Origin of the sequence: Cytobacillus sp. Hm23, assembly GCF_051842895.1 — a bacterium.
Lineage (GTDB): Bacteria > Bacillota > Bacilli > Bacillales > SM2101 > Nanhaiella.
The window spans coordinates 1-13,194 of record NZ_JBPXRQ010000039.1 but is presented as its reverse complement, the minus strand read 5'-3'; the positions used below and the strand labels follow the sequence as shown (position 1 = coordinate 13,194).

The 13,194-nt window shown below is 32.3% G+C and carries 10 protein-coding genes; 8 read left to right on the top strand and 2 right to left on the bottom strand.

The window, feature by feature from the left end:
• Nucleotides 1-78 precede the first annotated feature (78 nt).
• Nucleotides 79-1,128: a beta-propeller fold lactonase family protein gene (locus tag ACSVDA_RS19400; RefSeq protein ID WP_485885329.1), complete on the bottom strand. Its 1,050-nt coding sequence runs from the start codon at nt 1,126-1,128 to the stop codon at nt 79-81.
• A gap of 1,489 nt (nt 1,129-2,617) precedes the next feature.
• Between ACSVDA_RS19400 and ACSVDA_RS19395 the strand changes: the two genes are divergently transcribed.
• Complete coding sequence (locus ACSVDA_RS19395) at nt 2,618-3,052, top strand: hypothetical protein (RefSeq protein ID WP_485885327.1); 435 nt, start codon at nt 2,618-2,620, stop codon at nt 3,050-3,052.
• Between the two features lie 291 nt (nt 3,053-3,343).
• On the opposite strand, the gene ACSVDA_RS19390 is transcribed toward ACSVDA_RS19395, so the two are convergent.
• Nucleotides 3,344-4,420, bottom strand: a complete 1,077-nt coding sequence (locus tag ACSVDA_RS19390; protein WP_485885325.1) for a cytochrome D1 domain-containing protein — start codon at nt 4,418-4,420, stop codon at nt 3,344-3,346.
• A gap of 276 nt (nt 4,421-4,696) precedes the next feature.
• Here ACSVDA_RS19390 and ACSVDA_RS19385 point away from each other — a divergent pair, with 276 nt between their 5' ends.
• From ACSVDA_RS19385 to ACSVDA_RS19355, 7 genes are all read left to right on the top strand, one after another.
• The gene (locus ACSVDA_RS19385; protein ID WP_485885323.1) at nt 4,697-5,065 is read left to right on the top strand and encodes a hypothetical protein; all 369 of its coding nucleotides are present in this window, start codon (nt 4,697-4,699) and stop codon (nt 5,063-5,065) included.
• A 732-nt stretch (nt 5,066-5,797) separates the two neighbouring features.
• Nucleotides 5,798-6,670, top strand: coding sequence for an alpha/beta fold hydrolase (locus ACSVDA_RS19380; RefSeq protein WP_485885321.1), 873 nt, complete (start codon nt 5,798-5,800; stop codon nt 6,668-6,670).
• A 744-nt stretch (nt 6,671-7,414) separates the two neighbouring features.
• On the top strand, nt 7,415-7,978 hold the full coding sequence (locus ACSVDA_RS19375; RefSeq protein ID WP_485885319.1) for a GNAT family N-acetyltransferase: 564 nt from the start codon (nt 7,415-7,417) through the stop codon (nt 7,976-7,978).
• Nucleotides 7,979-8,389: 411 nt separating this feature from the next.
• The gene (locus ACSVDA_RS19370; RefSeq protein ID WP_485885317.1) at nt 8,390-9,880 is read left to right on the top strand and encodes a spore germination protein; all 1,491 of its coding nucleotides are present in this window, start codon (nt 8,390-8,392) and stop codon (nt 9,878-9,880) included.
• Between the two features lie 137 nt (nt 9,881-10,017).
• The gene (locus tag ACSVDA_RS19365; RefSeq protein WP_485885315.1) at nt 10,018-11,115 is read left to right on the top strand and encodes a Ger(x)C family spore germination protein; all 1,098 of its coding nucleotides are present in this window, start codon (nt 10,018-10,020) and stop codon (nt 11,113-11,115) included.
• 293 nt (nt 11,116-11,408) lie between these two features.
• On the top strand, nt 11,409-11,963 hold the full coding sequence (locus ACSVDA_RS19360) for a GNAT family N-acetyltransferase (RefSeq protein WP_485885313.1): 555 nt from the start codon (nt 11,409-11,411) through the stop codon (nt 11,961-11,963).
• A gap of 61 nt (nt 11,964-12,024) precedes the next feature.
• Entirely contained in the window at nt 12,025-12,573 is a 549-nt protein-coding gene (locus ACSVDA_RS19355) for a DUF2179 domain-containing protein (RefSeq protein WP_485885311.1), read from the top strand.
• Nucleotides 12,574-13,194: the final 621 nt, after the last annotated feature.

Here is a 13,194-nt window from a genome sequence, read left to right as displayed (position 1 = left end):
CATTTCATCAGGTTACATAAAAAAATTTTTTGACTAGTAACCACAATGATAGTTGTGTGGCATAGAAATAATTAATCTTTAAGAAATAAAGATATCAGTTACGTAAGCTACTTTACCGTCTGGCGTAAATGAAACAGGACCAGGATCACTGAATAAATCAACCTCTATAGTAGCTATAACGCTGTGAGTCGTTACATCAATGATTGAAATCTGTTTAGGTTGCCCTATCACACCAGAATTGGTTACATAGGCAAGTTTTCCATCGGGAGTGAAAGTAATATACCTAGGGTTATCAAGAACTCTTATTGTAGCAATTATCGAATGAGTTTTTACATCTATTACAGATATGATTCCATCACTAACTTGATTTACAACATAAATAATTTTCCCGTTAGGTGTAAAAGAAAATGAATTTGGATTACCACTAACTTGAACTGTAGCTATAACTGAGTGAGTTTTTACATCAATAATAGAAATGGAAACTTCATTATTATTATTTATATAGGCAACTTTCCCATCTGGGGTAAAATCAACTTTAAATGGAGCATCACCAACTTGTATTGTAGCTATAACTGAATGAGTTTTCACGTCAATAACAGATACAGTAGTATCGTTGCTATTTGTAATATAAGCAACTTTTCCATCCGGAGTAAAAGCAATAGACCGTGGAAAACCACCAACGTTAATCGTAGTAATAACCGAATGAAATTTGGTATCAATAACAGATACAGATTGACTTCCGCCATTGGAAATATACGCAATATCTCCTTTAGGAGTAAAAGCAGTATCTAGCGGTCCATCGCCAACTTGTAAAGTAGTAATAACCGAATGATCTTTGGCATCAACGACAGAAACAGAATTACCTATTCTATTAACTATATAAATTAATTTCCCGTTTGGGGAAAAAGCTATAGATACGGGTGCGTTCCCAACATGTACCGTGGTAATAACTGAATGGGTTTTCACATCTATAACAGAAATACTGTCCATATTTCTAGTAACTATGTAACACAATTTACCATCAGGGGAAAATGATAAGGGAGGGGTGGTTGTATCTGGATCTCCAAATCCTACTGATAGAATAGAAATCAAACTATGAGTTTTTACATCGATTACTGCTGTAGTCAAAACAGATCACTCCTTAGAATTTGTTGTCTTAAAATTGTATGACAGATTTGTGGTGGTGATTCACGTTTATATGATTAAATATGTATTATTTGGATATTAAGGAAGTTGTTTTATAATACAGAAGGTAAGTTGTGATTACCAATATTATTTTTATTTAGTAAAATTTAACTAAATAAAAATAATATTGGAGGAATTAGATGACTTTTCAGTTTGCTATATTTTATTTCATACCACCAATTCTATTCTTTATCCTTTGTGTTGATTTAGTCAAAGCAATAAAAAATGGTAGAGAAACATTTCGACATACAATAATAGGTTCAATTTTGGTAGGATTAATTTTCTTTTCTATATTAATGTTACATTAAATTTCTATTTTTTAGTAAACACAAGATAGATTCTGTTTGATAGGAGAATGTTTATATGAAAAAAGATGGTGAGGTTTATGAAGCTAAATGTCCATTATGTACATACACATTGTTCAGCAAAAAAGGAGGCGAATTAAATTTGTTTGTAGCTGTGGTTGTGATTTCTTACTGAAGTTTTGTAAAAAGCGATAGAAAGGGATGAAAGGGAAGGTGGGAGCTAGACGATTGACATTATTTAAACAGATTAATGAAAAAGAATTACAAGATATTGTAATAAGTAAATTAAGGAATTATCGAGCACTTTAAGTCAAGATGGAAAATAAAAAAGAACAAGATGCAGCAGGTATTGAAGGTCTATTCCCATCTTTATTGAATCCGAAGCTGAGAATGAATTAAAGTATAAACAAATAGAACGTGCTCTAGAACAAAGTGTTGATTCAATCGAACGACAAATTTTAGACCAGAAGTATTTAAGTCCAATTGCATAATATAAAATACATCACGAATGACTGCCACGAATTGAAGTCCTGCCCACACCAAAAGGGAAGGGGTTACATAACTTATTATTCAATGAGCATAACCTCACATAGCCTCTACTTTTCGGGGTGGAGGCTTTTTTATTTTTTGCATTGAAAATATGATTGTACGCCAAAGAAAAGATAATTTTTGTTTAAGGCCGCTCTAGCAACACTAGCCAAAGTGAAAATGATACCTTTCAATTTAATAGAAAGCTGATCTTAATGTTATAAGCAAGATAATTAATGAACTAAGTAGTATGAGTTTAATGAATTTTAATTTTTCTTGTTTACTATTTGAGAGTATGTGATTCTTATACCATCTTAGAGATTTACCAATTATCCAGATGATAATAAATAACAATAAGTTATATAATGCTAATTGTACAAATGGGAATGATTCTGTTTGCCTGGTTATCAGAAGAATAATTCGGTTGAAAAATACATATATAACTGCTGGTGTGATTGTTATATATAGCAATGCAATGGAGTAATTGTTTAATAGTATCCTCATCTTTATGTCTCCAATTAAATTAATCTCAAGATTACTCTATAAATAATAAGAATAAAATATCACCTTGTAAAGTGCTGACTTATTTAGTAACCACAATGGACATTGTGGTTACTAAAAATAAGATTGGGTTTATGAAAGAGCAGTCATACACACCGCCCGTATATCGCGGGAACATACCAGCTGGATATCTTATCAGCAATACAAATGATAACCAGAAGCTGTCTCAGTTGACTGAAGTTGATGAAGACCAACAAACGAGTCTTTCATTCCAATTGGATCTAATATTTGCTCCTTTATTTGTGGCTAAATGGCTGAAAATCCAATTAGGAAAAGATTCTAGCAACGGAACCACCCAACAGGGTATTCAAAAATCGCACATCCCCGATCAATCGGTAGAGCCTTTCGATATGGATACTTACTATGCAAATGGATGGACAGTTATGAAAAAAACAAACAATATATTTTCCATGCGGGACAGAATCCAACAACCTGTGATTGTTGTACTAGAGATTGGCAAGCAAATGTACTAACACTTTTCCCTCCAACTACAGAGGTTGCCATAACGTTCAATAGCGGTCAGGGTACTGTATTTGTTATAGATTCATTGGAGGGAAATTGTTAGTTGGTAGAAATGCCGACGGAGAAAGAGAAGTAGCTTTGTTGTGCGATGTTTCGAATATAAAGGAAGGTTCTTTCTAAAACATGTGTGAACCCTTGATGAAATGTGTTAATCCATTAACAATGCAGTTCATCAAGTTACATAATAATTATTTTTTGGGATTTGTAACCTTAATGATAGTTGTGTTCTACAACATAGAAGTCTATGTTGTAGATTCAACTACGTAGGCTAATTTTCCATCAGGTGTAAAGATAACAGAACCTATGGTACTTATATCAACGGGAACTGTACCAATAACAGAGTGAGTTTTTACATCTATGACAGAAACTGAATTAGCGTTAAAATTCGTAACATAAGCAATTTTTCCATCAGGAGTAATATCAATATCACTTGCAATACCACTAACAAGGGTAGTGGTAATAACTGAATGAGTTTTTGTATCAATGACAGATACTGAGTCATCGAAGAAATTTGTTACAAAAGCCAATTTTCCATCAGGGGTAAAAAGAACTTTACTTGGGTTCTCTCCAACTTGAAAAGTAGTAATAACAGAGTGAGTTTTTACATCAATGACTGATACATTTCCAGGTTGTTGTGATCCCGTTCTAATTAAAACATAAGCCAACTTTCCATCTGGAGTGAAGTTGATAAAAGATGGATTAGATCCGACTGTGACAGTAGCAACAACAGAATGAGTTTTTGTATCAATGACGGACACACTATTTTCATCTGAATTAACTATATAAACTAATTTTCCATCCGGGGTTATAGAGGATGATGATGGTTCATTCCCAACAATAACAGTAGCAATTACTGTATGAGTTTTTACATCGATGACGGAAACAGTGTTACCTGGACTACCAAAAGTACCTTGGTTAGTCACATAAGCTAATTTTCCATCAGGTGTGAAGGTAACATCCAATGGACGTTCATTAACTTGGATAGTAGCAATGACAGAATGAGTTTTTATATCGATAACTGAAACCGTATCATTAGGTATTGGGGGAAAAAAACCAGCACTAGTCACATAAGCTAGTTTTCCATCAGGAGTGATAAAGGTATTATTTGGAGACCCAACTGGTATAGTCGCAATAATTGAATTTGTTGTCGTTTCTATAACGGAGACGGTATTATCAAATGGATTTCCATTAGCTTCATTTACAACATAAGCTAATTTTCCATCCTGTGTGACGGCTAAAGGTGAACTGCCTATAGATAAACCAACAGGTAATGATGCTATAACTGAATGAGTTTTCACATCAATAACAATGATAGCCAAGCAAAGCACCTCTTTTCAAAAAATCGTTACTCTAAAGATATGATGCAATTACTTCAATGATACAAAGATTAAAAAAAAAATTGAAACGTTTATTTAACAATGAATTTTAGTAAACACAAGATAGAGTGAGTTAATTAAAGAAAAATCTTTTCCCATTTGCACATAATAAAACATACAGGATTCGATCCTTTTGAGGTTGCGAGACTTAGAAATTGATCCTAGTACATTAAGACTAGAAATTGATATAATAGAACAAAAAGGTAGTTTTTCCATTGTTTGAAAGTTTTCTGCCGGAAAAAGATAAAAGATAGTGAGATTATTCTACTAGATGAACCTACTTCTAATGTAGATCCTGCAGTAGAGATGACAATATTTAAGCGTTTATTTGAACATTTATCTGGTAGAAGTGTGATTAGTGTTCTCCATAGATTACACCTTGTGAGAAATTTTGATTACGTACGTGCCCAAGTAGTGAAGGTACTTAATCGATTATTTAAACGTGGACCATTATATGCTGTTGAGGTACCAACATTTACTGATGTACCACTTACTCATTGGGCATTCCATGAAATTGAAGAGGCAGCACAGGAACACCAATGGATTTTGAATGAAGATGGAAACGAAGAACTACAAAAAAATAATTAATTGAAGATAAAACAACATCAGGTTTTCTAATCCATCAAATGATAGAGCAGATTTTACAGTAGACCCTCTTGGTTCAAGAGGGTCTTTCATGATGATAACCCCGAATCAATTCCTCTCCCAAATAATGGTCAAGGTGTTACCGTGGAGCGTAGAGATTTAAATCTTGTGGCTCTTAGTAAGTAAAAATATTAGAAATTTAGTCAATTGAGTCCTGTATTATGGATGATTTTTCTAATTAACAGAAGGATAGGCATCAACTCAAAATACAGCATTCGTTCCTATACAAGGTAGTGATAATCCACTTGAAATTATACAATCCGCTTAATAACGTAACACAATGATTATTTAGTTGATTAGTTCCAGTTCTTCAGAAATGAAAAATTGGAACTTTTCTTATTTTATATAATTAGGAATCTATTATGCGGTATATAGTTACCTAGCACCCTTTCCCACTTTTCAATTTATAGGCTTCTATACATTTAATTCACATTATATGCGTTAGTTCAACCTTCTCTAGGAAATATCCATAAATATGAAGTAATAACGTGCTTGATAATTTATTACTTGAGTCACCATCATAAGTGACTTAAGATACATGATATTTTTTTGAACATTATTATAATAACAATATAGCTTTCTGGACAAATAAATTATCATAAACTAAATATATGGTATTAACTAGTGAATAAAGGAATGATTTGTGATTTGAACCTGTTGATGGAGGTGTGCGGTTTGAGAGATTATATTAAATTTAAAACCGACCTGAAGCAAAAAAAATACTATAAAAGCTATGTAGATAGTTTATCACTTTGGGAGGTTCCTTTTGAATCTTACTATGTATCAACTGAGCAAGGTGAAACACATATCGTTTCGTGCGGAATTGAGGATGGTGAACCCCTAGTTTTAATACATGCGATGGGATGCAGTTCCACAATGTGGTATCCTAATATTCAAGAGTTGAGCAAGCACTTTAAAATTTACGCAGTTGACTATTTTGGGGACCTTAATAAAAGTATTCCTAAAAACTATCCATCAAAAATTGAAGAATGTACGATGTGGTTTGAGCAGGTTTTGGATTGTTTACATATAGAAAAATGTTATTTGGCAGGGTTATCATATGGTGGATTTTTATCTGCTCAATTCTCTTTATTCATTCCACAAAGAATAAAAAAGATGGTATTAATGAATCCAGCCGGGACTTTCGCACAAATCTATTCTCTATTTATTATACGAATCTTAACCTTGGCTAAATTTCCTTATCACTTTGTAGTAAAGAATTTCATGAATTGGTTGTTGGTTGAGAAAAAGACATTGGATGATCTTTTTGTATCTCAATTTCATGCAGGATTTAAACATGGTATGATGAAAGGTAAGATACCTCCTTTTGTTATAAATGATGAAGAATTAAGAAAAATAAAGATACCTATTCTATTGTTGTTAGGAGAAGGAGAAGTTATTTGTGATGTCCGAAAAGCCTATCAAAGAGCATCTAATTTAGTGGAAAATATTCAAGTTGAGCTTGTTCCAGAAGCAGGACATCTATTGAGCTTAGAAAAACCTGAATTTGTAAATGAACAAATGATTAAGTTTTTTGTTAACCATTGATTATCACCCTATTGTATGTGCTGAAACAAAAGAATAATGTCAAATGTTATATGAAATTGTTGAGATATGTGTAAATAGTTTATCCTCTGTTAGTAGTTGTACTGATTTTAATATAGGCGATACAGTTTGCATTCCATATAATAAGCGCCAAAACTAATAATCCAAACAAGGTTAATAGTTTTTAATTGAATTAAAATCATTGTATTGAACTACTCACTATTTAGCTTCGCTTGAAGTGGGAGATTCCTGAGAACACTAGCGTAACCGCAAGTTATTTAGCAGGTTCAACGGGGGTAGTCCCTACCCTGAAAGCAAAGCTTGTACGTCTACTCATACGCTCCCTACTTTAGCTTGGTTTTCGCAACTTCGGCGAGCGTGGGCGATGGAACGTTGAAGATTTTACGTTGCAGACAAATTCCTACAACAATCTCATATCATCAGTTTTCAAAGAGCAATCTGACAAGTATATTCTACCAATAGTTTTGGCTGACGCCAACCGACATTCATCTCAAACCTACTCATTGGGCTTCGCCCTTCTCATTCCTTGAGGTGAGAGTCTTCTGCCCGGAAAATGATAAAATATATTAATAATCGTCAACCAGGTAACTATGATTTTAAAATATGAAATGGCGCTTTTCATGAAAACGAAAAGTGTTTTTTACTGAATAAAAGATTTGAGTTAATTATTAAATGTAGAAATAATTTCAATTTTCAACAGAAATTGATAGTTAAGGAGTGATCTCGATGCACAACATTGAGATAAGAAGACCACGAAGTGAGGACATTAATGAACTAAATCAACTTTTTAGTATGGTCATTAAGGATACCTTTGCAAGGGAGGGTTTATCGGAGTTACTTGATTATATAGAAAATGAAATAAAAACTAAGGAAGAATACTTGAAATGTGACTTTGGTAGTGATGGGAAGAATCGATATTTTTTAATTGCTTTAGATAAAAACTGCAGTAAAGTTATCGGTACAATTGAATACGGTCCATCTAGTGATCTGATTAATAGTTGCACAGACAGAGTGTTGAAAGGTTTGTATGAGATTGGAACTATATATGTACATCCAGACTATCAAAAACGTGGTGTAGGGACTTTACTATTAAACGAAATATTTCTGACGTTTCTGAATAGGGGAATCAAAGAATTTTGTTTGAATAGTGGATATATAAATTCACAGAAGGTATGGAAGAAAAAATTTGGTGAGCCTGATTATTTAATGAAAGATTATTGGGGCCAGGGACGTGATCACATGATTTGGAGGAGATACACTAAGGATATGTTCATTACATCTAAGAGATGATTATACTTTACTTTAAAGGTATTTCATTTTATCAACAAGGTGAGGTTTTACACAAAGAAATGATAGTCCTTGTTTAACGAAAGGTAATAGAACTCAATAATTGTGGCATAGCTTTAATAGCTTTTGTTCTTATACAATATGGCGCATTTCTTAGATAAGAAATGCGTCATTTTTTCGTTTTAAAGTTAATAAGCCATAACTCAGAATGAAGACTTTATAAATTATATTCTGATACTGAAAAACAAATAAGAAAGACAAAGATATTATAATTCTCCGCATAGAATAAGAAGTGTAAATTTGACTATAATGGAATATTATACAAATAAAAAAATGTTTACATACCCTTCGTAGGGGTTGGTGTAAAAGTCCATTTGGAATGTATTAAAGAGAATTCAATAATGAGGGTGTATGATGTTTAAGATACTTAAAAAATGGTTGAGAAAAGGTCCAAATAACAATTATGCTTCTCAAAAGAATGAGGTAGAATTAACTCAAAATACCCCTTTACTCACCTATTCTCATATTGACCAACAGTTTACCAATTGTGCTGATATAACAAAACACTCTTATCCTTCTATCAATGTGAAGGTACTGTTTTTTGAATATATGGTTGATAAACAAATGCTTTGGAGTGAAATTATTTCTAGATTAAAGGAATTAGATGTTCAAGAAGTATTCTCATTTTTTCAAGAAAGTCAATTTCAAGTTAGTTTTGATAGTAAAGAAGTTGTTAAGGCTATACTGGATGGTAATATTGTTTTCTTTCATAATACTGCAGTTTATATTTTCTTTGCCAGTAAATTAGAATCTCGAGCAATCCAAACAGCTGAATCAGAGACAATTATTACAGGGCCTCATGATGCCTTAAATGAACAAATTGATACAAACCTGTCTCTTATCAGAAGGAGAGTAAAGAGTTCTCACTTAAAAGTACATAAATTTACTGTAGGAGAAATAGGTAAATCACAAGTTTATGTATTATATATTGATGGAATTGCTAATGAAGAGCTTGTGAAATACGTTGAGGATAAAATAGAGAATATAGAAATAGATGCTATCTTTGATACTAATATGCTTGTCCAGCTTATAGATGAATTTCCAAATTCCCCATTTCCTCAATTTTATACTACAGAATTACCTGATGTAGTAGCCTCAAAATTAACTGAAGGAAAAATAGTTGGAATGATGGAGAATAGTCCTTATGCGTTTAGTGCACCTACAAGTTTTTTTGATTTTTTTCAGTCATCAGATGATTATAATCAACGTTGGCTAGTTGGATCAGCATCAAGAATTCTTCGTTTCATGGCTTTAATAGTAACATTAACTTTTACTTCACTATACGTTTCAATAACTACCTATCATTATGAAATGGTGCCTAATCTTCTTCTAAAAAGTCTAATTCAATCACGAAGCCATGTCCCGTTTCCTCCAATAATGGAAGCATTACTAATGGAATTTACAATTGAATTATTAAGGGAAGCCGGTGCTCGGTTACCGACAAAAATTGGTCAAACGATTGGTATTGTCGGAGGTATTGTAATTGGTTCAGCATCAGTAAATGCAGGTATTACAAGTAATATATTAATTATAGCTGTCTCTATATCTGCTATTTCATCTTTTGTTGTCCCAAGTTATATAATGAGCAACTCTGTGAGAATTATACGTTTTGGATTTATCATATTAGCTGGAGTACTAGGTAACTTAGGTATAGTATTAGGTCTTGCCTGGTTATTTATCCACCTTACAGGGCTTACCAACTTAAAATCACCTTATTTTTGGCCTATTTCACCGACAAACCCAAGTGGATGGAAGGATACAATTATTCGAGGCCCCTTATCAATATTCAATACTAGACCAAAATCTGTTTGGCCTAAAAATAAATCTAGAAAAAATGACGTTTAAGAAGTTCCACAGTTAAGCTAAATTTTCATGTTGATTATTTAACCTAATTATTGCTGATATTTCTTTAATGCATTATCTAAAAAATAAAGTGATTATTTGGTAATTTTTTTATTATTAAATCATTTTGAGGTGTGAGTATGTATAAACATCTTTTCATATTATTATTATGTTTTCTCGTTTTGTCTGGGTGTTATACTAGCTATGGAATTGATGATCTTGCGATGATCAATGCAATAGGTTTTGATTTATCTGATGAAGAAGAGGCGTATTTAAGTGTAACTGCAGTATATCCTCGTGCTACTGAGAAGGGTAGTGTTTATGAAGTTTTATCAGCTACGGGTAATTCTATGAAAGATGTTGAAATTGATAATATGGGTCAATCAAGTTTGGAGATAGTAAATGGTCAACTTGAAATAATGGTTTTTGGCGAAGAACTGGCAAAACAAGGAATCTTTCCAATCGTTCAAACTGCTTTGCGTGATCCTAGTATTGGCTCAAGAGTTAAATTTGCAATGGCTAGAGAGGAATCCAGCAGTATACTCACAACACAATTAGAAAAAGAGCCAAACATCGGATTATATTTAGATACAATGTTAACTAAGTTCGACAAGACATTTGTTTTTCCATCTGTTAATTTATATCAATTCACCAGGTCTTATTTTGATGATGGTATTGACCCCTACTTACCTGTGTTTATCTCTACATCAGATGGTATTGATTTCGATAGTTTTGCGCTTTTTGATGACGATAAACTTATAACAACAATTGATAAGAAAAGAGCTGTTTACTTATTCTTTTTAAGAGAAAATTTCAAAAAGGGATTATTAGATGTAGATTTGAAAAAAGGTGATATTGCTCAACATATACATTTATCTTACGTTAGAAACAAACATAAAATTCATGTTACAAGAGATGGGGAAAATCAGTTTTCTGTGAAGATTGACATTAAAGTAACAGGCTCTCTTGAAGAATATACTGGAGATTTAAAAATAGAGGATACTAATGAGCAAAAGAAATTAGAGAAAACAATCAAGAAAATTGTGGATAAAGAAACAACAGCAGTAATAGAATTTCTCCAAGAGAATAATGTTGATACGCTAGGGATAGGACAAAAAATAAGGAATAGTCTTACTTATGATGAGTGGACAAATCTTGAATGGGATAAAGTATATCCAGAAGTTGATGTCAGTATAGATTCAACAATTAAAATTAGAAACATTGGTAAATTTAAATAAATTAGTAATTGAATTTAATTGAGATCATTTAGTGGTTAGGGGATTAAATTAGAATTTATTCTCAACAAAAAAATAATAATTTAGCTATTTATTTTACTATCAAAATGAAGTATGATATTAGCAGAAAAAATGAATATTTGCGTTCAATGGGAAGGCAAATGGTGAGCCACCAGCTATGTCTGGTTCTAGTGGGTTCGATTCCCACCCCGGAATTTTTTTCGAATCATAAAAAAATTTCGAGGGTGGGATGACCTACACAGACAGGTCAATTCTACCCTCTAGGAGGGGTAATGTTGCTCAAGAAACGAGAGCTACAGGATTGTAAAGAATTGTTCGAGTTGATGGTTCACCCAGATGTCTTCCCTTTTGTACGTCAAAAAGCAGACTCGTATGAGGAGTTTTTATTTTTGACACGTCAAGTAATAGAAGAGGAAGAACGAGGTAACTTGATATCTCGTACTATTATAGATGAATGGGGAAATCCGATTGGGATAATTTCTCTTTTTGATATTCAAGATAATAGTGGATTTTTGGGTACATGGTTGGGTAAGCCATTTCATGGTAAAGGTTATAATGAACCTGCAAAAGAAGCTTTCTTTAATGAACTATTTTATCAATTATCTTTTGAATACATTTTTTTAAGAATCCGAAAAATGAATATTCGTTCGAATCAAGCTGCACTAAAGTTACCTTATGTAACACTTACTAATGAGTCACGTAAAGCTATGTTGGATAATTTAAATCTAGGTCAGGATATTTATAACCTTTATGAAATATCAAAGGACCTCTATACGTTTTATCAAATTAGTAACACAAGCATTGGTGAAAACGAACAAAAGGAAGCATGAATATAAGAATTTTGATATAGCTTAAAGATGAATAAAGTAAAGAAGAAAGAAGGAAAGAAAAATGTTGACTGCTCTATTGATTTTTTTACTACAAATTATTTATGTACCAGTTCTCACACTGAGAACTATTTTTCTAGTAAAAAATCGAACAAAAACAGCTGCAGGAATGGGATTATTGGAAGCAGTTATTTATATAGTGAGTTTAGGAATAGTTTTTAATGATTTAACTAACATATACAATATTGGTTCATATGTTATAGGGTTTAGTGTTGGATTATTACTAGGAGGATTTTTAGAACAGAAATTAGCTTTTGGCTATATAACCTATCAAGTCAGTTTGTTAGATAAAAATGAGAAGCTAGTAAATATATTACGGACATCAGGATTCGGAGTAACTGTATTTGAGGGTGAGGGAATAGACTCGAGTATAAGGTATCGTTTGGACATTATTTCACAACGTTCTAGGGAAGTAGAACTTTTGCAATTAATAAATAAATTTGCTCCAAAAGCATTCTTAACTTCTTATGAAATTAGATCATTCAAGGGAGGGTTCATGACCACATCAATGAAAAATAGATTGAGATTGTTCAGAAAGAAGAAGGAAATTTGACAATGATTTAAATTATAATAAGACTTTCTTTTGTATTAAATGTGAAGAAAGCGATTATAGAACTAAGAATTGTTAATCTACATTTGACTATAAATCATTAAAAGTAGGATCATAGTGGTAATTGAAGTTAATAAACATTTTGGTGATATTTTGCACCAAGTATACTTCAAGTAAAACACATTTCTAAAGGGATCGAGTTTGGATTAAGAAATTTATATCTAAGGTTGTTATTTAAACTCGCAAAATATAATGTTAATTAGCTAACAGGGTCTTTTCTTGAAGACCGTTAATACCCCCATTTGATTCTTCAGCAATATGGCGCATCAATTCTTTAATTTTAGATATCTTGAAAATGAGTCTTCAACAAAATGGCGGGGCTGGGACAAAACCCACCTCTGAAATGAAAAAGCCGTTGAAATTTTACACGAGTAAAATTTCAACGGCTTTGTTTATTTTTGAATTAACATAAGGACCACTTCTGATAAAATAAAGTTACCACACAAAATTTCATCCGAAAGAAGGGTCCTTATGTTTAAAAATTATATCATGAATCAACTAGTATTGCCTTTAGATTTAGAAGTAAAATTACAAAACAATGATATTGCCTTCCATGTCCATCAT